Below are 20,501 nucleotides of genomic sequence, written 5' to 3' on the forward strand. Positions count from 1 at the left end.
GAGATTGTATACAGGTATTTATTTTCGTGGAGGAGCTACAGTGACCAAATCCAGTCTGGAAGCCGTTTTGCAGGGCAGCGGGAATGCTGTCGAGATGCTGCGCAACTCGAAAACCGGCATGTATGTATACCCCGTCGTCGCGCCTGAGTTCTCGAACTGGCGCAACGAGCAGTGGGCATGGCGCAATTCGGCAGTTCTGTTCGATCAGTCACACCATATGGACGAGCTGATCGTCGAAGGTCCGGATGCCGAGAAATTCCTCGCTTATCACGGCATCAACTCGTTCTCGAATTTTGATCTCAACCGTGCCAAGCATTATGTCCCGGTCACGCCGAATGGGCATGTCATCGGTGACCACATCATCTTCCGCGAGCGCGAAGACAAGTTCATCCTGGTCGGTCGTGCGCCGACATCCAACTGGCTGATGTTCTGCGCCGCCTACGGCAAGTGGAATGTGCGCATCAAGCACGACCCGCGGTCGCCGTCGCGCCCCGAGGGCGAGCGCGTGCTGCGCACCCATTATCGCTACCAGATCCAGGGACCGGATGCCCCGAAGATCTTCGAAAAGATGAATGGCGGCCCGGTTCAGGACATCAAGTTCTTCCACGTCGACTGGATCAATATCGGTTCCAAGAAGGTTCAGGCGCTGCGCCACGGAATGTCTGGCGCTCCGGGACTGGAGATCTGGGGGCCGTATGAAGACAAGAGCTATATTCTGGCTTGCATCCTGCAGGCCGCGAAGGATGCTGGCGTCGATCTGGTGCGTTGCGGAAGTCGTGCCTATTCGACCAACACATTGGAATCAGGCTGGATTCCGTCGCCTCTGCCGGGCATCTATACCGGCGATGGCATGCTGAAGGCGTATCGCGAGTGGCTCGGTGCTGACAGCTACGAGGCAAGCGGCGCCATCGGCGGCAGCTTCGTCTCCGGCAATATCGAGGACTATTACGTCAATCCGTTCGAACTCGGCTACGATTTCTACATTGGCTGGAAGAAGGACGACTTCATTGGCAAGGACGCGCTCCTCAAGATGAAGGGCCAGAAGAACCGCAAGAAGGTCACCTTCGAGTGGAACCGCGACGATGTTCTGAAGGTCATCGCTTCGGCGTTCGACGAGGGCACTCCTTACAAGTGGATCGACTTCCCGCAGCCCAACTACGCGTCTTCCTCGGCCGACATGGTTATGAAGGATGGCAAGATGGTCGGCATGTCGATGTTCAATGGCTACTCGTTCAACGAGCGCTGTGTCCTGTCGCTTGGTGTCGTTGATGCCGACGTCCAGGAAGGCGACGTGCTGACGATGCTGTGGGGCGAGCCGGAGCCGACGGGCAAGACATCGACCGAGCATCACAAGCAGACGGAAATCAAGGTTCGCGTGTCGCCGACGCCTTATGCGCGTGAGGCGCGTGAGAGCTACGCCGACAGCTGGCGCACCAAGCAGGCCTGATCTGTCGGGCACACGTGAAAGGAAGGGGCTGCGGCTTTCGCCGCGGCCCTTTCTGTATCCAATCGCAAGAAGCAGCTCACGCCAGTGCGTGTCGCAATTTCGACAGCGGCCCCATTCGCAGCCGGGTAATTTGCTTTGAAACGTGCGGTTGCTTGATTGTAGCCCTTGCTGCGGGCGAATGATTGGATTGCGATCAAGATCACCATAATGTATACATCATGCATATCACGCACGGCACGGGAGGAGTGACTTTGCTGAACTTGCTCAAAGGACGCGGGGCATCTGTCGCCCCCGATGAGGCCGGGATCGCTGCGTTCCTGCAGGGGTATTCGATCGAAGTCATGCCGCGTACCGCTGCTAAGGTCGAAGACTTTGCCGCCTTGCTGCCGCTGGGCACGCGTGTGTACATTGCACATATCGAAGGCACCCCGATCGAAGAGATGGTCGCAACCGCCAAGCGTTTGCGGGACGAGGGGTTTGCGCCGATGCCGCATCTGCCGGCGCGGATCATTTCCGATGCGGCGCAGCTTGATGACTGGCTCACACGCTATGTCGAGGAGGCCGGCGTCGATCAGGCCCTGCTGCTCGCGGGCGGTGTCGCGCAACCGCATGGCGCCTTCGACAGTTCGATGCAGATGATGGAAACCAGCCTTTTCCAGAAGCACGGCTTCAAGCGTCTGCACATTGCGGGGCACCCGGAAGGCAACAAGGATATCGATGCGGATGGCGGCTCGGCAATCGCCGATGCAGCGCTGGCGTGGAAGCAGGCTTTTGCACGCGAAACCGGTGTCGATATGGCGATCGTCACCCAGTTCGCCTTTGATGCCAAGCCGATCATCGAGTGGGCAGAGCGTCTGCGCATGGCTGGAATCACGCTGCCGATCCATGTCGGCATTGCGGGGCCAGCAAAACTGCAGACGCTGATCAAATATGCCATCAGCTGTGGCGTTGGGCCGTCGCTGAAAGTGTTGCAGAAGCGTGCGATGGACCTGACCAAACTGATGCTGCCCTACGAGCCGACAGACGTCATTGCTCAGCTTGCGGCATGGTCATCGGAACATCCGGGCAATCTGATCGAGAATGTGCATTTTTTCCCGCTTGGAGGCATTCGCACCAACGCTGAGTGGGCGACTGAAAAGACTGCTGTCGCTTGACGCTGTCAGTAATGTTGCGTCACCTGATCGGCGGGCGGAGCAGGGAGGTTTCGGATGCGGATCGCATTCATCGGTTTTGGCGAAGCCGCGCGCGCATTCGTATCGACGTTGCGCCAGCAAGACGGGCTGAGCTTTTGCGCTTTTGACAGGCTGCTGGGGACGGGCACATCATCGGAAAACGCGCTTCGCGCCGCAGCGGCGCAATTGAACGTCGAACTGGCAGAGGATGCCGTCCATGCCATTTTCGACGCCGACTGGGTGATTTCGGCGGTCACGGCAGCTGACAGCCTCGACGCGGCGCAGTCGGTGGCTGACCATCTGAACGCAGATCAGGTGTTCATCGACATCAATTCCGTCTCCGGCGGACGCAAGCAGGACACCGCCGCGCTGGTCGGTGTCAACGGTGCGGCCTATGTCGACATGGCGGTGATGGCGCCAGTGCATCCGCGCGGCCATCGCACGCCTGCGCTGCTGGCTGGGCCCGCCTGCCGGGCACTGTCGGCGCAGTTCACCACGCTGGAATTCGACTTCTCGATTGTCGGCGACGAGATCGGGGCGGCGACCTCGATCAAGATGCTGCGCTCGCTATTCGTCAAAGGCATGGAAGCGATCACCGTGCAGACATTACTGGCCGCCAAGGCGGCAGGGCGCTTCGATGAGGTTTACGGCTCGCTGGCGGCGTCGTTTCCGCAGCTGGGCTGGCCGGACTATCCCACCTACCAGCTGGAGCGCGTCGCGCGTCACGGTGTGCGCCGCGCCGCCGAAATGCGTGAATCGGCGGCGACACTGAAAGAGCTCGGTTTCGGGCCGGGGCATGATCTCGCCACCGCAATCGCCGATTTCCAGGCGGAAATCGGTGAGCTTGGTCATGATGTCAATGAAACGGGCGAAGTGTCGGCGCTGTACGAAAACTTGCTGACGCGGTTTTGCGCCGATTGATGGAAAGCGGTTGCGCGGCGACCGGAGGAGAGTGATTTTATGAACAATGAGCCGTGCTTTGATGTCGCCCATCTCGGACATGTCGAGCTTTTCACCAACAAACCGGAGGAAAGCCTCGACTTCTTCGTCAATATTTACGGCCTTACGGAGAGTGGCCGCGACGGCGACTCGGTCTATCTGCGCGCGTTCGATGACTATGAGTTTCATACGCTGAAACTGACGGCGTCAGACAATACTGGTGTTGGCCATGTCGGCTATCGCACCTCTTCGCAGGCGGCGCTCGAGCGCCGGGTCAAGGTGATCGAGGAGATGGGCTGCGGCATCGGCTGGAGCGATGGCGATCTCGGTCATGGCCGCGCCTATCAATTCCGCGACCCGGACGGTCACATCTTCGAGCTGTATTACGACACCAACGTGTATGTCGCACCGGAAAGCGAGCGCCCGGCGCTGAAGAACATCGCCCAGCGCTATCATGGCCGGGGCGCGGCGGTGCGCCGTCTCGACCACCTGAATTTGTTGGCCAAAGACGTGTCGGCAATCCGCGACTTCATGACCAAGGCGTTGGGAAGCCGCGTCACCGAACAGATCCAGCTCGACAATGGCCGTTTGGGCGGCTGCTGGTTCACGGTCAACAACAAGACCTACGATATTGCATTCAGCGAAGACCACACCGGAGCCAGCGGTCGGTTTCACCACATCACCTATGCTGTCGATCAGCGTGAAGACATTTTACGCGCTGCGGATATTTTCCTCGAAAACGGCGTCTTTATCGAGACCGGCCCGCACAAGCATGCAATCCAGGGCACGTTTTTCCTCTATGTCTACGAGCCTGCCGGAAATCGCGTGGAAGTTGCCAATGCCGGTGCGCGCCTGATCCTGCGCCCCGACTGGCCCACGGTCACCTGGACCGAAAATGAGCGCAAGAAGGGCCAGGCCTGGGGCCTGAAGACGATTGAAAGCTTCCATTCCCACGGCACGCCGCCAGTGGAAAAGTAACCGAATTGCGTCCGCTGAGACTTTCGTCGCTTTTGCTCCAGTTTGTGAGCCAGCGGAATTTAGCGAGCAATCAAGCTCCGCGCGGCAGCGAGGTCTTCGGGGGTATTGATGTTGATGAATGGGTCAAAGGGGCTGCTGTTGAACTCAGCGAGGGTTGCTCCATGCCCATGCGCCCATTGTGAAACCTTGCGGGTTCCTGAATGAAGAGATTGGCGTAGCTCTTCGCGCAGCTCGACCGGCCACAACCCGAATGTTGGATGAGGACGCATTGTCCCGGTGCCGTCAGGCGAGGCCGCCAATGCTATTGGCGCCGCCGCGTGGGTTGACGCATCGGCTAGTCTCACAACCAGATCATGCGGCAGGAAAGGCGTATCGGTCGCAACGGTTACAATTGCATCGACGCCGATTTCGGCACCCCAATCCAACCCTGCAAGTATTCCAGCGAGCGGCCCCTGATGGCCGGGAAGCGAGTCGGGTATTACCGGTAATCCGAAGGCTGAGAAGCGGTTGGCATTGCCGTTGACGTTGATCGCAAGCTCCCGGCACTGGGGCGCAAGACGTTCGATTACCAGTTCCAGCAATGTTGTGTCGCCAAGACGAAGCAGCGCCTTGTCGATGCCGCCCATGCGGGTGGCCAGTCCGCCGGCCAATATCACGCCGGCGGTGTTTTTGAAGATGCTATGCGTCATGAGGCAAGGGTGCGGCACTGGCGAGGCTTTGTCCATGTGCCAACCAGAGCGCTGGCAACAATTTGCAATGGTTTAGCCTGCGCAAGCGAGCGCACGATTGCCATCGAGCGCTCCCGTCTTGTGTAGATCAGAACACGACCGGGTGTGTCTCGCCGGTCTGGACGTTGACGAAGCCTTGCGGTGCATAGTCGCTTGGTGCGACCAGCACCCAACGCCAGGGTGCGCAGGTAAGCGTTGCAAAGGCGAGGCGTTCGGGAAAACCGGGCGACCAGCGCGCCTGGAAGGTCGGCTCATACATCCAGTCGACCTTCTCACCCGCCGCATAAAGCTGCTGCATTTCGTCGTGCAGCGCTTCGGCAGGACGGCACGACATCAACCCCGCAACTTCATAGCGCACGGTTGCCACCACCTCGCCATCATGCACCAAAGCCCAACCGCCATCATTGGCCGCAACCGCATTGACCGCTTTGGCCATGGCAGCGTCTGATGAACCCACGCACCAGATATTGTGCTTGTCATGCGCCATCGAGCAGGCAAGCGCCGTTTCCGGGGTGCGAGGACCGCAGCCAAGCCAGAACATTTTCGAGACAGCGCCCTGGCCGGAGAAGCGGTCGATGATCGAAAACTTGGTGATGTTTCGGTTTTCGTCGCGTTGAACCAGCCCGTTCACGACCGGAAGTTCGAAGGTCAGGAAATCGTCTGCCCAGTGGAAAGGTCGAAGAACGGCAGCATTCATCGTCTCGCGGCCGGGTTCTGCAGGGATGGCAAAATCGTCTGCAGTCAGATCGCGGCCGATATTGATGGTCTTCGTTGCCCATTCGGGCCAGTCGATCTTCGGCACTTTCGGAAGATATTTCGTGCCATCGCTGACCTGTTTGCCATCCGCCCAGACCTTCGCAATCCGGAAGCTTTCGACATCCGACAACAGCACGATGTCCGCGTAACGACCCGGCGCGATCGAGCCGACCCAGGGCGTCAGCCGCATGTGACGCGCCGGGTTGATCGTTACGCACTGGATGGCGATCTCGGGCGCGAGACCCGCTTCGATGGCGAGCCGCACATTGTAGTCTGTCGCGCCGAGTTTCAGCGTATCGGAAGCGCTGCGATCGTCGGTTGTCAGCGCAATTTGCGACCAGTCTTTAAGGCCGCGCTCAAGCAATCCCGTGACAACCTCAGCCAGATTGTGCGGTCGCAACTCCATGAACAGGCCATGGGTCAGCTTGTCCCAGAACTCCTCGACCGTGTAGGCCTCGTGATCGGATGCAAGACCGGCTGCGGCGAAGGCGTTGATCGAAGGCAGGTCTCGGATGCCAGCGGCATGTCCTTCCACCACCCCGCGCTGCTCGAAGGTGGCGCGGATCATGCCCCAGAGCCTGTCATAGGACGGATTTGCAGGGTTCCAGACAGCCGGCCAGTCCATCACCTCGTCCAGTCCCGCTGTCATCAGGCTCTGACGCAGGAAGTCGCGCTGCTCGTCATAGCCCAACCAGCCGCCGCCATGCTCATAGCCGGTGGGCGGTACAGCAGAGCCTGGAAGCGGAAAGATCTTCAGAGGCGAGCCGGCGGCACGCGCCTTGAGCCAGAATTCAAGCGTCTTGGCGCCGTTGACGTTCGAAAATTCATGGCTTGCTTCGCAGGTCCAGGTGTTGCCGCGCGGCAGGACCAGGGCTGCTTCCCACTCTGGTGTCAGGTGTGAACTTTCGATGTGCTTGTGGACTTCGCCAAGGCCGGGCACGGCAGCGAGGTCTGGCTCATGGACGCGTTGCGCGACTTCACCGGGATAGCTGCCCGCGTCGCCAATATAGGCAATGCGTCGACCCTTGATGACGATCTCCTGGTCGCTTTTCCATGTTCGGGTTGCCACGTCGAGAAGCCGGCCGACGCGCAATGCGACATCCGCAGGACGCTTGCCCAGCGCGACGAGCGTTAGATCCTGACGGATCGCGATTTCAACACCGGCGTCGAGTGAAATGTCATCAGGAAGTTTCGTCATTGCATGCTCATCGTTCAGGGGATTGCGGGTCATTTAGCGCTGTTCTTGGTCGCCGTCACCTTGCTGCGGGAAGGGAAGTGGTGTTGCCGATCGCCGCTGCGGCAAGTATCTGATCAATAACGAGGCGAAATCAGGAGCAGCACGTTGCACAAGGTCATATTCGATACAGATCCGGGCATTGATGATGCGATGGCGCTTCTGTTCCTGCACCAGCACCCGCAGGTGGACCTCGTCGGGATCACCACGGTGTTCGGAAACGGCACCATCGACACGACGACCCACAACGCGCTCTATCTGAAAGACGTGTGGAATATTTCCGCGCCTGTCGCCAAGGGTGCCGGCGTGACATTGAACCCGCAGAGGCCGGCGGGTGAGCCGCCACGTATGGTTCACGGCGACAACGCACTCGGCAACGTCGAGGTGCCCGAGGCAACGCTTTCGCAGCCGGATGGACGCTCTGCACATCGTTTCATCATCGACATGGTGCGCGCAGATCCAGGCGAGATCACGATCATCGCTGTCGGGCGGATGACAAATCTGGCGCTGGCGCTGCGGGAAGATCCGGGCATCGCCGGCCTGGTCAAGCAGGTCATCATCATGGGGGGCGCCTTTACCGTACCGGGCAATGTCACGCCTGTTGCGGAAGCAAATATCTGGGGGGATCCGGAGGCCGCTGACGCTGTTTTCACTGCGCCGTGGAAACTCGTTGTCGTCGGTCTTGATGTGACGATGCAGACCGCCATGAGCCGTTCGCATCTGGCTGGGCTTGCGGCGCGTGGTGGTCGTCGCGTCGAATTGCTGGCCGCGATCTCGGACTTCTATATCGATTTCTATTCCCGGTTCGTCGACAATGCGATGGTGATCCACGACAGTTGCGCCTGCGTTTATCTTGTGGCGCCGGAACTGTTCCAGACGCGTAGCGGAGCGATGCGGGTCGTGACTGACGGGATCGCTATTGGTCAGACAATCCAGAAGCCGGACGACCGCTTCTTTCCCCCGAGTCCTTGGGATAATCACCCCAGTCAGCTGGCCTGTGTCGGTATCGAGGTCAAGAAGGTGCTTGAGCTGATCGATCACACTTTGGCGCCCCAGGCGTAGTCGTAAAAAAGTGAGTGACAGTGAACAGGCGAACGGCCCTTGCCCGCCTGGCTCACACTGTTTACATCTCGCGTGTTGTTAGGGAGACCACGCATGCTCGCGCTTATCCAGACCATCGTGCTCGCGCTCGATCTCTACTGGTGGATCATCATCGCCTCGGCGATCTTCTCGTGGCTCTATGCCTTCAACGTGATCAACTCACGCAATCAGTTCGTGAACACGATCGGCAATTTCCTGTTTCGGGCGACTGAGCCGGCATTGCGGCCTATCCGCAGGATCATGCCGGATCTGGGTGGCATCGACATCTCGCCGATCATCCTGCTTCTGCTGCTGTTCTTCGTGCGCCAACTGGTCCTCACAACGGTTGCGCCGCTGCTTCTGTCCTGATGGGTGAGGGTGCGCCCAAACCCTACCGCGTGCATGATGGTGGCGTCGACGTTTTCGTGCGCTTGACGCCGAAGTCGGCGCGAGATGCGGTTGAAGGTGTTGAGGTGGCTGATGATGGGCGCGCGCATCTGAAGGCGCGGGTTCGTGCCGTGCCGGAAAAGGGCAAGGCCAATCAGGCCCTGGTCAAGCTTGTTGCGAAAGCATTAGGCGTGCCGGCAAGCACTGTTGAGATCGTATCGGGCGACACTGCACGTTTGAAGACGTTGCGGATTGCTGGCAATCCGGACGTGCTCATCGCGGCGCTACAAGAACTCTCTTCTGCTGCTGAGCAGGCATTAAGCCGGCAATAAAAAAGCCGCCCTGTTGAGCGGCTTTTATCAAGATTGCAAACCTGTTGGGTCAGGCCTTGGCGCGCTCGATCGCTTCCACGATCATCTGACGCGCAACGTTTGCATCGCGCCAGCCGCCGATCTTTACCCACTTGCCGGGCTCCAGATCCTTGTAGTGCTCAAAGAAATGCTCGATCTGCTTGAGGGTGATTTCCGGCAGGTCGGTGTGGTTGTGAATGTTTTCGTAGCGGCGCGTCAGCTTGGGCGACGGAACCGCGATGATCTTCTCGTCCTTGCCGCCATCGTCTTCCATGATCAGGACGCCGATCGGGCGAACATTGATCACCGAACCTGGCATCAGCGGGCGGGTGTTGCACACCAGCACGTCGATCGGGTCGCCGTCATCTGACAGCGTGTGCGGCACGAAGCCGTAATTTCCTGGATAGGTCATCGGTGTGTAAAGGAAGCGGTCGACGACGAGAACGCCGGCGTCCTTGTCCATCTCGTACTTGATCGGCTGGCCGCCGACAGGCACTTCGATAATGACGTTTACGTCTTCAGGGGGGTTCTTGCCGATGGAGATGGCATCAATGCGCATAGACTGAGGTCCTGATCTTGCTGCGTTTGTTGCGCTGCGGATATACCGCCAGCGCGAATATTGCAATGCAGCAGCCAGATCACCCGCTCAGACTATTCCCAGACGAACGCAACCTTGCGCAAAGCCTTGGCGTCAAAAACTTCGACGCCTTCCGCAATATCGCGGCCACCGGCACGCGCGTAGAAGTCGACGGCGTTGTCGTTTTCCTCAAGCGCCCACACAACAAGCCCAGCAAGCCCATGGGCTGCAAGCTTCTCCCGCGCAGCGGCAAACAGGCGGGTGCCCAGACCGATACCCTGATACTCGGGGCGGACATAGAGTTCGTAGATCTCGCCCTCTTGCGGCAATTCGCGGGCACGGTTGCGACCCAAGGTCGCGTAGCCGACCACCTCGCCGCCAATCTCGATGACGAGAACGCTGGCGGCACGACGAATCGCGTCGGCCCACCATCGTGAGCCGCGGCGACTGAGCATTGAGCTGAGCGCCTTGTGCGGAATGATTCCAGCATAGGCACCTTTCCACGATTCATGATGCACATCCGCGATGGAAGTTGCATCCTGTGGCTCTGCCCGTCTGATGTCGATCGTCAACGTATTCATGATTTGTTAATCATAATGAACTTCCGCTGGCTCGCAAGCAAAACAGACGGACGAAAACGGTTGCGTCTTCAAACGTTGCGTAGCTGTGCTGGAGTTCAGGCGTGGCAAGGCATGATGATGATTTCGCTGGCCGGCCGGATGATTGAAATTGCGGTATCGGAGAAGCCGAAGATGGATCGCGACAAGGGGAACGAGGCGGAATCACGCCGAATCATTCGCCGCGTTGATGTCGAGAGCGAAGCGACGATGGCGCGCCGGGTAACAAACCATCTGGGTGGTCACGACGCCGACCAGAATGACTGGGCGGAAGTCTGGGGAACGCGGATCGGTCGTTGGCTTGGGGTGATCCTCTTGATTTATCTCATCTGGTGGCTGATCCAGTTCATGATTGATGCGGGGTAGGGCAATGGCTCGGGACATTGAAGATCTACCTCGCGCCGTCATTGTCATTTCCAGCCATGTGGTGCGTGGATCGGTAGGTAACCGTGCAGCGGTCTTTGCGCTGGAGCAGTTGGGCTTTCCCGTCTGGGCGGTTCCGACTGTGGTGCTGCCCTGGCACCCCGGCCATGGACGAGGAACGCGGATCGTCGCGCCAGCTGCCGAGTTCGACGCGCTCATGCATGACTTGCAGACAGCTCCATGGCTGGGGGAGATTGGAGCGGTTCTGTCGGGCTATCTCGGAGATGCTGCGCAGGCGAGCGCGGTAGCCGGGCTGGTGGAGGCAGTGAAGCGCCGCAATCCGAATGCGATTTACATGTGCGATCCGGTTTGCGGAGATGTCGGTGGCCTCTATGTCCCGGATGCAACGGCCAAAGCAATGCGCGATCGTTTGTTGCCGCTGGCGGATATCGCCACGCCCAACCGCTTTGAATTGCAGTGGCTCTGCGGCGGCAAGGAATTGCCTTCCAATCAAGCGCTTGCAGAGGCGGCCCTTGAGCTGGGGGTCGAGAAAACCCTGGTCACGTCATCGCATGGATTGATGGCGGGTTCGATTGGCAATTTGCTGGTGTCGCACAAGGAAGTGCTGCTGGCCGAGCACCGCGCAATTTCAGATGTTCCCAGCGGTACAGGAGACTTGGCTGCAGCGCTTTTTCTTGGACATATGATGGAAGGGCTGAAAGCCGAAAAGGCGTTGCAGATGACTGCCGCATCGGTGTTTGAGATGGCCGCGCGAGCAGTCAAGCGCGGAGCCGATCAGCTGATGCTTCAGACCGATGCCCATGCGCTGGTGCACCCAATGGCGATGGTCCAGACAAGGCGACTGATGACCTCTGGTGGGGGCCGGCGCGCCTGAGCGTTTGTGAACGACTGCGAGCATCACACGCACGGATTGTTCGATTTTGTCTTTTTCTCCAGCCTCACATCTTGTATCGGGATGTTAAGAAAACAGAGCCAAGGTGCCCCGATGAAACATTTGCCCGACAGACTGCTGGATGGATACCACGCCTTTATGGGTGGTCGCTATGCGTCCGAGAGCGATCGATACCGCGCGCTGGCGAAGGAAGGTCAGGAGCCGCAGACGATGGTGATCGCATGCTGCGATTCCCGCGCTGCCCCTGAAACCATCTTTGATTGTGGGCCCGGCGAATTGTTCGTGATGCGTAATGTGGCAAATCTCGTGCCACCTTATGAGCCTGATGGCCGCCATCACGCTACCTCGGCTGCGCTCGAATATGCCGTCCAAAGCCTCAAGGTGAAGCACATCGTCGTGCTGGGGCATGGCCGTTGCGGCGGTATTGGCGCGGCGCTCAACCCGGCGGCAGAGCCGCTGGCGCCGGGCGATTTCATCGGACAGTGGATGGGGCTGGTATCACCAGCGGCAGACGCGGTTTCGGGAAATACCATGATGACCAGCGGTGAACGCCAGACGGCGCTGGAGCGCATTTCGATCCGGTTTTCGATCGGTAATCTGCGTACATTCCCCTATATCGCTGAGCGTGAGCAGAATGGAGGCCTCAGCCTCCATGGTGCGTGGTTCGACATCTCGACCGGCGAATTGTGGGCGATGAACCACGACACTGGTGACTTCGAACGTCCCGACGTTGATTGATATTCTTTCGGTACGCCGTCCGCCTATTGGGCGGGCGGCGCGGAACTGCCGTCAGGGCTGCGTGTCAGAACCATGTTCGCCATTGCAGGCTCGGGCAAGGAGCGCCACCAGACCCAGCATCCGATTGCAGTGAAGCCCAGGCCTGGCACGACGGTTGCCAAAGCGGTCACAGGGTCGGAAAACAGCCCTGACAACAACCCTCCGACAAGTCCTCCGCCCATTTGCATGAAGCCGCCCAGCGCTGCAGCAGCCCCTGCAATGTGAGGGAATGGTGCAAGTGAGGCTGTCGACATTCCGGGCATCAGGAACGCCGTACCGAAAGCGTAGATGGCTACCGGGCCCATCACTGTCAGTACGGTTGGCTCTGTGACCCGCAGCACGACGGCAAGAGCAATGCTGCCGATCGCAATGGCGACAAGGCCGAAGGGCATGATGGCCACGCCGCCGTAGCGGCGCATCGCCCGCCGGACAACCAGAGAGCCGACAAAAAACGCCCCCGATTGTCCAAGCATGCTGAAGCCGAATGCTGTCGGTGAAAGGCCGACGCGTTCCATCATGATGAATGGCAGCACGACCGCAAGTGTGTAGAATGCGCCAATCGAGCCGCCGAGTACCAGCGCGGATGACATAAAGTACCCACTACTCAGTAACTGCAGATAGGATCGTCCGAGTGCTTTTGGACGAATGCGGGAAAGGTCCCGACTGACGGTTTCCGCAAGCCCGCGATGCATGACAATAATCACCGCAACACCAAAGATCACCATCAAGACGAAAATCGATTGCCACCCGAAAAGCTGCATTGTCACGCCGCCGAGTGAGGGGGCGAAAGCCGGGCCAATTCCAAGGATCAGTCCGATCAGGTTCATGATCCTGGCGGAGCTTTCGTTGGTGAAGAGATCCCGCACGATGGCGCGCGAAACCGCTACACCCGCTGCCCCGCCAATTCCTTGCAGAAAGCGTGCCGCAATCAGCCACTCAATGGAGGGCGCAAAAAGTGCAAGGACACTGGCTGCCAGATAGATAGACATGAATGCCATGATGATTGGCCGGCGGCCGAAGCCATCCGAAAGTGGCCCGCAAATCAGCTGCGCCAGAGCAAAGCCGGCAAAATACATCGACAATGTCAGCTTGACGGTCGAGTGCGTCGTACCGAAGACATGGACGATCTCCGGCATTGCGGGCGTGAACAAGGCGAGCGAAATTGGGCCGACGGCGACCATCAAGGCTCCGAGAAGGCTCACCCGGCGTTCACTCATTGCCGGAGCGAGAGGCTTGGAATATGCATTCATGCTTTTGACGTTCCTTTGGGGCATTCCGGGCGCATTTCAATGAGGCAGTTACGCATCTGCATAAGGCTCTGACGTAGCTGTTCCATCTTCTGAGGGTCGATTGTAGCGGACATGTCCGCGCGTAATTGTGCCCCGATCCTGAGGATTTCCTGTATGATCGGTTCCGCCTCCGGTCTTACGCTGACAAGCTTGGCTCGTCGGTCCGAAGGGTCGGCAGTGCGGCTGAGGAGTCCGCGCTCCTCGAGGCGGTCAAGATAGGTTGACAAGGTCATGGCCTCCAGCCCCATGCGTTCGGCAAGAACCGCCTGGCGTACGGGGCCGGCCTTCGAGACGCTGAAAAGAACGCGCGCCTCGCCGGGGGTGAGGCCAATTCCAACGCCGCTTGTGCGCCTGTCGAATTCCGCACGCATCAGGCGTGCGACATCGGTGATCACAAAGCTGATCGTGTTGTGATAAATTTCCGGGGGCATTGTAATCCACTCTTATAATAAGCGTTGCTTACTATTGATGGGATGACCGGTCAAGCGGCGCGGTGGGTTGCAGGCGCGGTTGTGTGCGCATAAGTCAGCAAGATCGCCATTGCGGATTTCAGGAGATAAGCATGTCGGAAGTTGTTGTTGATCTTGCCAGCGATCCATTGACCGATTGGCGCGGACCGCTCGGTCTGCCGGATTTTAACGCGATTTCGGACGACCAGTTTGGCCCCGTGTTCAATGCGGCGCTGGCAGCCCATGAGCGCGAGATTGCGGCGATTGCCAACAATGTCGACGCTCCGACGATTGCTAATCTGCTTGAGGCACTCGAATTGGCTGGCGAGGCGCTTGGTCGCGTTTCTGCGATTTTCTGGTGCCGTGCGGGCGCGCATACCAATCCGCAATTGCAGGCGCTTGAGCGAGAGATCGCTCCCAGAATGTCGCGCCACTTCTCCGCTGTTTACATGAACGATGCTTTGTTTTCACGCATCGATACGCTTTATGGCCAACGCGAAGCGCTGGGGCTGGATGTGGAAACGGGCAGGGTTCTCGAGAAAACCTGGAAGCGTTTCGTTAAAGCCGGTGCGCGGCTGGGAGCGGCCGAAAAGAAACGCCTTTCCGGCATTGGAGAGAGGTTGGCTACGCTTGGCGCTGAGTTCGGCCAGAACGTGCTGGCCGATGAGGCAGGGTGGGCTTTGTTTCTCGATGAGGGAGAAGATCTTGCCGGGTTGCCGGAATTTCTCCGCGATGCGATGGCTGAAGCGGCCACGTCTCGTCACCAGAAGGGGCGATATGCGGTCACACTTTCTCGCTCGATCGTCGAGCCTTTCCTGACTTTTTCTGCCAGAGCCGACCTGCGGGCGAAGGTTTTTGACGCCTTTGTCAAACGGGGGGAAATGGGTGGAGAGACCGACAACACGTCGATCGTACGCGAGACGCTGGAATTGCGCGCGGAAAAGGCGCGTCTGCTCGGATATGACAGTTTTGCTGCTTTCAAACTCGACGACACGATGGCCAAGACGCCTTCCGCCGTTATGGATCTGTTGCTGCCTGTGTGGAAAAGCGCTTTGGCCAAGGCTGAAGCTGACAAGGCTCAATTGCAGCGCCTGGCGCAGCACTCGGGTAGCAACGGCCCCATTGCAGCTGCGGACTGGCGTTATTGGCAGGAAAAGCTGCGGGCTGAAAAATACACCTTTGATGAGGCTGAGCTCAAGCCGTACCTGCAGTTGGACAACATGATCGCAGCTTGCTTCGATGTCGCAGAGCGGTTGTTCGACTTGCGGTTCGAGGAGCTGGAAGGCGTGTCTGGGTGGCATGAGGACGTGCGGGTCTTTGAGGTTCGGAACGCTGACGGATCGCACCGCGCAACTTTTCTTGCCGACTATTTCAATCGACCATCAAAGCGGTCTGGAGCGTGGATGAGCGCGTTGCAGAGCGGCTACAAGCTGGGCAAGGGCGCGGCGCCGATCATCTACAACGTCATGAATTTCGCCAAGCCGTCCGAGGGGCGGCCCGCGCTTCTCTCCATTGATGATGCGCGCACCTTGTTCCATGAGTTCGGCCATGCGCTCCACGGCATGTTGACCGAAGCAAGATGGCCTTCTGTGTCGGGTACGGCAGTCTCTCGCGATTTTGTCGAATTGCCCTCGCAGCTTTACGAGCACTGGTTGACCGTGCCTGAAATTCTGCAAAAGCATGCGCGGCACTATCGCACGGGCGAGCCGATGCCTGCTGCACTTCTCGACAAGATGCTGGCCGCTCGCACGTTCAATGCGGGCTTCGCGACCGTCGAGTTCACGGCATCCGCGCTTATCGATATGGCGTACCATGCGAAAGAAGAGGCACCCGAACATCCGCTGGAGTTCGAGGCTAGCACGCTGGCAGATTTGTCGATGCCAGCCGAAATCGTCATGCGCCACCGCACGCCGCACTTTCTCCATGTGTTCTCTGGCGATGGATACTCTGCCGGCTACTATTCCTATATGTGGTCGGAGGTGCTGGATGCGGACGCGTTCTCAGCCTTTGAGGAAACCGGTGACGTGTTCGATGCCGCGACAGCGAAAAAATTGCGCGAGTACATTTATGCTGCTGGCGGGACGCGCGATCCGCAAGAACTATATTTGGCCTTCAGGGGAAAGATGCCATCGCCGGTGGCGATGATGGAAAAGCGCGGGCTTTCCTGAGCCAAACTGACGTAAATTGCCGATAGCGGCCCTCAAGCTAGGTAATTGGGGGCCGATACCGAGGTTTGTCGGCCACAAAGTTACGTCGCCATAAGAGTGTGCGCGAATACCGGAGCATAAAGCGAGTGAGCGAAGCCGAAAGATCGCGACTTCTTTAGCAGGGGCGCAGGATCCCGCGCCGTGCAGGGTCAGCACAAGCTGGCACGGAATTCGCGATGCCGGAGCTGCGTGGTCCGGTAATCATGGTGAAATCGACGCCGTCTGCACCAATGGTGAAGTGGGCGTCTGAAAGGACTTCGCTACTGATTGTCGAGCCCGAAGGGGCAGATATCGCCACGCTGACACCGATCAGCGCAGGCACGACGCTGGCGGCCAGAAATTTGAGAGTCCACGCGGGCAACTGCATCGTCAAGCCTCATTCGGGATCGCCGAAACGATGCCCTGAATTTTAGCACCGGCGCTCCGAGTACTAAAATTAGCGAGCAGATGTTAACAATTCATCAAGGATGAGAGCGGCCCCGGAGCATCAGCAGATCCGGAGCCGTTCCGCGCGGCGACGTCGCCCCCCAGCACCAACGCGCGCGCGATTCACATCCATCAGCCTGCCCAAAGGCAGAGGGCTGCAGCTCCTTTGACTATAGCCAAAGAGCGCTGAAGCCCAACCCGTCAAGCAAATCTCAGTAGAGTACATCCTGAATACAATGCTTGAAAGAAGGCGGCATAATGCAGATGCCGTCGACACTAATATAGAGGGCATTGTGATTAAAACTGGGAACAGACTGTTCACTGTTTGTAGACAGTCATGTGGCGCGAGCAGCTTCCGCTCTTTGCTTCAGAGCGCGGTTCAAGGCTTCGAAGTCCTGCCGGAACTGCTCAATGTTGATGAACCACAGACCGATCCCGCGAAACGATTCCTTCTGGATGAAATGTGTGCCGCCATTTTGGGGGGCGAGCAGAAATGTGTGCTCACCATCGAATAGGCGTGGAAGAAACAAACGTCCCAGCCAGCGCAGTTCCCGTTCTGGCTGGACCGAAACCACAACCGGACGAAATGTCATCTCTTTCCCTTTGGACGGGCGCATGACGTTGGTCAATCGTTCTCCTTCTTGCAATTGACCGCTCATCGACACGAGAAATGGATTCCAGTCGGCGTGGCCGTCGACGTCGCTGAGTATGTCCCAAACCAATGCGGGCGGCGCGTCGATCTGGATCGAGGTTTCCAGTTCCGCTTTCGGCGCGAAGATGAAAAGGCCTGCGAGGATCGCAGCTATCAGGGCGATGATGGAAATCAGCATCTGTCGAGAACTCCGTTGATGGTCCCCGTCACCTACATCTTGTCATGATATACGAAAATTGACTATTTATGTTGCCGTGCTATGCATTTTTGCATGAAGAATCTGGCGGATCAGTGGGAGCTGTGGCGGACGTTTCTGGCTGTGGTCCGCGAGGGTAGCTTGTCGGGAGCCGCGCGCATGCTCGGAATGACCCAGCCGACAGCCGGCCGCCACATCGACGCGCTGGAAACTGCCATCGGGGTCAAGCTGTTTACGCGATCCCGCGATGGCCTGCTTCCGACGGCTTTGGCAGAAACACTTGTGCCACATGCCGAAACGATGGCGCTCGCTGCTGCCAAACTGGTGCGCACTGCATCGGGGGAGCAAGGTCAGGCACGTGGCACCGTGCGCATCGCTGCAAGTGAAATGGTTGGGACATTCGTGCTGCCAGCTGAACTGGTGTCGCTCCGCCATCGTCACCCTGCGATAGAGTTCGAACTCGCTCTTTCCAACCGTAACGACAATCTTTTGCGCGGCGAGGCGGATATCGCCGTGCGTATGGTGCGTCCGGAGCAGGAGGCGATTGTCGCGCGACATGTCGGCACCGTTCGGGTCGGCCTTTTCGCCCACCGCAGCTACACGCAGCTTTACGGTGTGCCTCAGAACGCTGACGAACTGTTCGAGCATTCCACCATCGGTATCGACAAGGATGAAGCGCTGCTTGCCGGCATCAAGGTTGGTGGTCGAAACCTAGCCCGTGACATGTTTGCCCTGCGCTGTGACAGTGACGCAGCGCAGATGATGGCGCTGAAGGCGGGACTGGGCATCGGCGGTTGTCATCTTGTGCTTGCGGCACAAGATCCCGATCTGGTGCGAGTTCTACCGGAGACAATTGAGTTCGGCTATGAGATGTGGGTCGCGATGCATGAAGATCTGCAGGATACGCGGCGCGTTCGTCTTGTATTCGATCATCTTGTCGGCGCTCTTTCGGCCTACGTGAACGGGCGTTAATCGTTTTTCGGGCGACTGCACTTTCGCAAATGCGAAAAAAGCGGTATGAGCGCGCATCGAACACGCTCGCGTGCCCAGTCGCGCGCACCAATGCCTCCGAGGATATATGAAGCTTCGAAACATCGCGATCATCGCGCATGTCGACCATGGAAAGACCACGCTAGTCGACGCGCTCCTGAAACATTCCGGTACCGTCCGTGACAACCAGCGTGTTGCAGAACGCGTGATGGATTCCGGCGACATCGAAAAAGAACGCGGCATCACCATTCTTGCCAAGGCCACCTCGGTGGAGTGGAAAGACACGCGCATCAACATTGTCGATACGCCAGGCCACGCCGACTTCGGTGGAGAGGTCGAGCGCATCCTGAATATGGTCGATGGCGTCATCGTCCTGGTGGACGCGGCCGAAGGGCCGATGCCGCAGACAAAATTCGTCGTCGGCAAGGCGCTTAAGGTCGGCCTCAAGCCGATCGTGGCGATCAACAAGATCGACCGCCCGGATGCGCGCCATGTCGAAGTCATCAACGAGGTCTTCGACCTGTTTGCGGCTCTTGATGCTACCGACGAGCAGCTGGATTTCCCGATCCTTTACGGTTCGGGTCGTGACGGGTGGATGGCTGCCTCGCCAGAGGGTCCGAAGGACGAAGGCCTTGCGCCGTTGTTCGAGGTCGTTTTGCGTCATGTTCCGGAGCCGACCGTTCACGAGGGGCCGTTCCGCATGATCGGAACGATCCTTGAAGCGAACCCGTTTCTGGGGCGCATTATCACGGGCCGTATCGAATCCGGATCGGTGAAGCCGAACCAGGCTGTAAAAGTCCTTCATCACGACGGTACAGTGCTGGAAAACGGCCGCATTTCCAAGATTCTCGCATTTCGCGGTATCGAGCGGCAGCCGATCGAGGAAGCGCAGGCAGGTGATATCGTCGCGATTGCAGGCCTTTCCAAAGGCACTGTCGCCGACACGTTCTGTGACCCGTCGATCAACACGCCGATGCAGGCGCAGCCAATCGATCCGCCAACCGTGACGATGTCGTTCATCGTCAACGACTCGCCGCTGGCGGGTACGGAAGGCGACAAGGTCACGAGCCGCGTCATCCGCGATCGTCTTCTGAAAGAAGCAGAAGGCAGCGTCGCGCTGCAGATCGAGGAATCGCCGGACAAGGACTCGTTCTACGTATCGGGTCGCGGCGAGTTGCAGCTCTCGGTGCTGATCGAGACGATGCGCCGCGAAGGCTTTGAGCTTGCCGTTTCGCGTCCGCGCGTCGTCATGCAAAAAGACGAGAATGGCCAGACCCTCGAGCCCGTTGAAGAAGTCGTCATCGACGTCGACGAGGAGCATGCAGGTGTCGTCGTTCAGAAGATGAGCGAGCGCAAGGCCGAGATGATCGAATTGCGTCCTTCGGGCGGCAATCGTCAGCGTCTGGTCTTCCACGCGCCGACCCGTGGTCTCATTGGCTACCAGTCGGAGCTGCTCACCGACACGCGTGGTACAGCGGTGATGAACCGGCTGTTTCATGCTTATGAGCCTTACAAGGGTGAGCTGCCAGGCCGCACCAACGGCGTTTTGATTTCGAACGACCAGGGTGAAGCCGTTGCCTACGCATTATTCAATCTTGAGGACCGCGGACCGATGATTATCGATCCGGGCGTCAAGGTTTACCAGGGGATGCTGATCGGCATTCACTCGCGTGACAACGACCTCGAAGTAAACGTTCTGAAAGGCAAGAAGCTCACCAACATCCGTGCTTCCGGCAAGGATGAGGCGGTGAAGCTGACGCCTCCCATCCGCATGACGCTTGAGCGCGCCTTGTCGTGGATTCAGGACGACGAACTGGTGGAAGTCACTCCCAAGTCGATCCGCCTGCGCAAGCTTCACCTCGATCCGAATGATCGCAAGCGCTATGAGAAGCAGAAGGCTGGCGTCGCCTGATCCCCTGCGGCACAGGAAATTGTTTCGTGAAGCGGCGGCCATCGGGCCGCCGTTTTGCTATT

Annotated in this window: 21 protein-coding genes; 13 read left to right on the forward strand and 8 right to left on the reverse strand. The window is 58.7% G+C overall.

Going from position 1 to position 20,501, the window contains the following annotated elements:
* Positions 1 to 40 precede the first annotated feature (40 nt).
* From ligM to BMZ42_RS12215, 4 genes are all read left to right on the forward strand, one after another.
* Positions 41 to 1,447, forward strand: coding sequence for a vanillate/3-O-methylgallate O-demethylase (gene ligM, locus BMZ42_RS12200; protein WP_091522732.1), 1,407 nt, complete (start codon positions 41 to 43; stop codon positions 1,445 to 1,447).
* 245 nt (positions 1,448 to 1,692) lie between these two features.
* The gene (locus tag BMZ42_RS12205; RefSeq protein WP_420492467.1) at positions 1,693 to 2,601 is read left to right on the forward strand and encodes a methylenetetrahydrofolate reductase; all 909 of its coding nucleotides are present in this window, start codon (positions 1,693 to 1,695) and stop codon (positions 2,599 to 2,601) included.
* Between the two features lie 54 nt (positions 2,602 to 2,655).
* On the forward strand, positions 2,656 to 3,540 hold the full coding sequence (locus tag BMZ42_RS12210) for an NAD(P)-dependent oxidoreductase (RefSeq protein WP_091522737.1): 885 nt from the start codon (positions 2,656 to 2,658) through the stop codon (positions 3,538 to 3,540).
* 39 nt (positions 3,541 to 3,579) lie between these two features.
* Entirely contained in the window at positions 3,580 to 4,536 is a 957-nt protein-coding gene (locus BMZ42_RS12215) for a catechol 2,3-dioxygenase (protein WP_091522739.1), read from the forward strand.
* A gap of 59 nt (positions 4,537 to 4,595) precedes the next feature.
* On the opposite strand, the gene mobA is transcribed toward BMZ42_RS12215, so the two are convergent.
* Entirely contained in the window at positions 4,596 to 5,225 is a 630-nt protein-coding gene (mobA, locus tag BMZ42_RS12220) for a molybdenum cofactor guanylyltransferase MobA (protein WP_091522741.1), read from the reverse strand.
* 127 nt (positions 5,226 to 5,352) lie between these two features.
* Positions 5,353 to 7,218: an adenine deaminase gene (locus BMZ42_RS12225; RefSeq protein WP_091522827.1), complete on the reverse strand. Its 1,866-nt coding sequence runs from the start codon at positions 7,216 to 7,218 to the stop codon at positions 5,353 to 5,355.
* 144 nt (positions 7,219 to 7,362) lie between these two features.
* On the opposite strand from BMZ42_RS12225, the gene BMZ42_RS12230 reads away from it, so the two are divergent.
* The 3 genes from BMZ42_RS12230 to BMZ42_RS12240 all read left to right on the forward strand — a co-directional run bounded on the left by BMZ42_RS12230 (position 7,363) and on the right by BMZ42_RS12240 (position 9,053).
* Entirely contained in the window at positions 7,363 to 8,316 is a 954-nt protein-coding gene (locus BMZ42_RS12230; RefSeq protein ID WP_091522744.1) for a nucleoside hydrolase, read from the forward strand.
* Between the two features lie 93 nt (positions 8,317 to 8,409).
* Positions 8,410 to 8,703 (forward strand): YggT family protein, encoded by a 294-nt coding sequence (locus BMZ42_RS12235; protein ID WP_091522745.1) that lies wholly within the window; start codon positions 8,410 to 8,412, stop codon positions 8,701 to 8,703.
* Positions 8,703 to 9,053 (forward strand): DUF167 family protein, encoded by a 351-nt coding sequence (locus BMZ42_RS12240; protein WP_091522748.1) that lies wholly within the window; start codon positions 8,703 to 8,705, stop codon positions 9,051 to 9,053. Before BMZ42_RS12235 ends, BMZ42_RS12240 begins: the two co-directional genes overlap by 1 nt.
* A gap of 49 nt (positions 9,054 to 9,102) precedes the next feature.
* Here BMZ42_RS12240 and ppa read toward each other — a convergent pair whose 3' ends face one another.
* Both ppa and BMZ42_RS12250 read right to left on the reverse strand, forming a co-directional pair.
* Positions 9,103 to 9,630: an inorganic diphosphatase gene (gene ppa / locus BMZ42_RS12245; RefSeq protein WP_091522751.1), complete on the reverse strand. Its 528-nt coding sequence runs from the start codon at positions 9,628 to 9,630 to the stop codon at positions 9,103 to 9,105.
* Between the two features lie 92 nt (positions 9,631 to 9,722).
* Positions 9,723 to 10,229, reverse strand: coding sequence for a GNAT family N-acetyltransferase (locus BMZ42_RS12250; RefSeq protein WP_091522753.1), 507 nt, complete (start codon positions 10,227 to 10,229; stop codon positions 9,723 to 9,725).
* Between the two features lie 15 nt (positions 10,230 to 10,244).
* Here BMZ42_RS12250 and BMZ42_RS12255 point away from each other — a divergent pair, with 15 nt between their 5' ends.
* The 3 genes from BMZ42_RS12255 (at position 10,245) to BMZ42_RS12265 (ending at position 12,279) form a co-directional block, all read left to right on the forward strand.
* Positions 10,245 to 10,631 carry a hypothetical protein gene (locus BMZ42_RS12255; protein WP_139207916.1) on the forward strand — a complete coding sequence of 129 codons (387 nt, stop codon included), beginning with the start codon at positions 10,245 to 10,247 and terminating at the stop codon, positions 10,629 to 10,631.
* A gap of 4 nt (positions 10,632 to 10,635) precedes the next feature.
* A complete protein-coding gene (gene pdxY / locus BMZ42_RS12260; RefSeq protein WP_091522758.1) occupies positions 10,636 to 11,523 on the forward strand; it encodes a pyridoxal kinase PdxY in 888 nt (295 codons plus the stop codon).
* Positions 11,524 to 11,634: 111 nt separating this feature from the next.
* Positions 11,635 to 12,279, forward strand: coding sequence for a carbonic anhydrase (locus tag BMZ42_RS12265; RefSeq protein WP_091522761.1), 645 nt, complete (start codon positions 11,635 to 11,637; stop codon positions 12,277 to 12,279).
* Between the two features lie 23 nt (positions 12,280 to 12,302).
* Here BMZ42_RS12265 and BMZ42_RS12270 read toward each other — a convergent pair whose 3' ends face one another.
* Positions 12,303 to 13,568 carry a multidrug effflux MFS transporter gene (locus BMZ42_RS12270; protein WP_091522763.1) on the reverse strand — a complete coding sequence of 422 codons (1,266 nt, stop codon included), beginning with the start codon at positions 13,566 to 13,568 and terminating at the stop codon, positions 12,303 to 12,305.
* Entirely contained in the window at positions 13,565 to 14,038 is a 474-nt protein-coding gene (locus BMZ42_RS12275) for a MarR family winged helix-turn-helix transcriptional regulator (protein ID WP_091522766.1), read from the reverse strand. The genes BMZ42_RS12270 and BMZ42_RS12275 overlap by 4 nt, the downstream gene beginning before the upstream one ends.
* A 131-nt stretch (positions 14,039 to 14,169) precedes the next feature.
* Between BMZ42_RS12275 and BMZ42_RS12280 the strand changes: the two genes are divergently transcribed.
* Positions 14,170 to 16,224, forward strand: a complete 2,055-nt coding sequence (locus tag BMZ42_RS12280; protein WP_091522769.1) for a M3 family metallopeptidase — start codon at positions 14,170 to 14,172, stop codon at positions 16,222 to 16,224.
* Between the two features lie 154 nt (positions 16,225 to 16,378).
* Here BMZ42_RS12280 and BMZ42_RS12285 read toward each other — a convergent pair whose 3' ends face one another.
* Both BMZ42_RS12285 and BMZ42_RS12290 read right to left on the reverse strand, forming a co-directional pair.
* Positions 16,379 to 16,630 carry a hypothetical protein gene (locus BMZ42_RS12285; protein WP_091522771.1) on the reverse strand — a complete coding sequence of 84 codons (252 nt, stop codon included), beginning with the start codon at positions 16,628 to 16,630 and terminating at the stop codon, positions 16,379 to 16,381.
* Between the two features lie 394 nt (positions 16,631 to 17,024).
* On the reverse strand, positions 17,025 to 17,519 hold the full coding sequence (locus BMZ42_RS12290; RefSeq protein WP_091522773.1) for an SRPBCC domain-containing protein: 495 nt from the start codon (positions 17,517 to 17,519) through the stop codon (positions 17,025 to 17,027).
* Between the two features lie 93 nt (positions 17,520 to 17,612).
* On the opposite strand from BMZ42_RS12290, the gene BMZ42_RS12295 reads away from it, so the two are divergent.
* Both BMZ42_RS12295 and typA read left to right on the forward strand, forming a co-directional pair.
* Positions 17,613 to 18,509 carry a LysR family transcriptional regulator gene (locus BMZ42_RS12295; RefSeq protein WP_091522829.1) on the forward strand — a complete coding sequence of 299 codons (897 nt, stop codon included), beginning with the start codon at positions 17,613 to 17,615 and terminating at the stop codon, positions 18,507 to 18,509.
* Between the two features lie 106 nt (positions 18,510 to 18,615).
* On the forward strand, positions 18,616 to 20,439 hold the full coding sequence (gene typA / locus BMZ42_RS12300; RefSeq protein WP_091522776.1) for a translational GTPase TypA: 1,824 nt from the start codon (positions 18,616 to 18,618) through the stop codon (positions 20,437 to 20,439).
* The last annotated feature ends 62 nt before the right edge of the window (positions 20,440 to 20,501 follow it).

The sequence above is a fragment of the Aquamicrobium aerolatum DSM 21857 genome (assembly GCF_900113935.1).
Classification (GTDB): Bacteria; Pseudomonadota; Alphaproteobacteria; order Rhizobiales; family Rhizobiaceae; genus Aerobium; species Aerobium aerolatum.

Bases quoted from the DNA above. Each gene is read 5' to 3' on its own strand.
- BMZ42_RS12240 (WP_091522748.1), top strand. From the start codon at position 8,703: ATGGGTGAGGGTGCGCCCAAACCCTACCGCGTGCATGATGGTGGCGTC.
- mobA (WP_091522741.1), bottom strand. From the start codon at position 5,225: ATGACGCATAGCATCTTCAAAAACACCGCCGGCGTGATATTGGCCGGC.
- BMZ42_RS12290 (WP_091522773.1), bottom strand. From the start codon at position 17,519: ATGCTGATTTCCATCATCGCCCTGATAGCTGCGATCCTCGCAGGCCTT.
- BMZ42_RS12275 (WP_091522766.1), bottom strand. From the start codon at position 14,038: ATGCCCCCGGAAATTTATCACAACACGATCAGCTTTGTGATCACCGAT.
- ppa (WP_091522751.1), bottom strand. From the start codon at position 9,630: ATGCGCATTGATGCCATCTCCATCGGCAAGAACCCCCCTGAAGACGTA.
- BMZ42_RS12255 (WP_139207916.1), top strand. From the start codon at position 10,245: ATGAACTTCCGCTGGCTCGCAAGCAAAACAGACGGACGAAAACGGTTG.
- BMZ42_RS12295 (WP_091522829.1), top strand. From the start codon at position 17,613: ATGAAGAATCTGGCGGATCAGTGGGAGCTGTGGCGGACGTTTCTGGCT.
- BMZ42_RS12250 (WP_091522753.1), bottom strand. From the start codon at position 10,229: ATGAATACGTTGACGATCGACATCAGACGGGCAGAGCCACAGGATGCA.
- BMZ42_RS12285 (WP_091522771.1), bottom strand. From the start codon at position 16,630: ATGCAGTTGCCCGCGTGGACTCTCAAATTTCTGGCCGCCAGCGTCGTG.
- BMZ42_RS12280 (WP_091522769.1), top strand. From the start codon at position 14,170: ATGTCGGAAGTTGTTGTTGATCTTGCCAGCGATCCATTGACCGATTGG.
- BMZ42_RS12265 (WP_091522761.1), top strand. From the start codon at position 11,635: ATGAAACATTTGCCCGACAGACTGCTGGATGGATACCACGCCTTTATG.
- BMZ42_RS12235 (WP_091522745.1), top strand. From the start codon at position 8,410: ATGCTCGCGCTTATCCAGACCATCGTGCTCGCGCTCGATCTCTACTGG.
- BMZ42_RS12210 (WP_091522737.1), top strand. From the start codon at position 2,656: ATGCGGATCGCATTCATCGGTTTTGGCGAAGCCGCGCGCGCATTCGTA.
- BMZ42_RS12215 (WP_091522739.1), top strand. From the start codon at position 3,580: ATGAACAATGAGCCGTGCTTTGATGTCGCCCATCTCGGACATGTCGAG.
- pdxY (WP_091522758.1), top strand. From the start codon at position 10,636: ATGGCTCGGGACATTGAAGATCTACCTCGCGCCGTCATTGTCATTTCC.
- BMZ42_RS12270 (WP_091522763.1), bottom strand. From the start codon at position 13,568: ATGAATGCATATTCCAAGCCTCTCGCTCCGGCAATGAGTGAACGCCGG.
- typA (WP_091522776.1), top strand. From the start codon at position 18,616: ATGAAGCTTCGAAACATCGCGATCATCGCGCATGTCGACCATGGAAAG.
- BMZ42_RS12225 (WP_091522827.1), bottom strand. From the start codon at position 7,218: ATGACGAAACTTCCTGATGACATTTCACTCGACGCCGGTGTTGAAATC.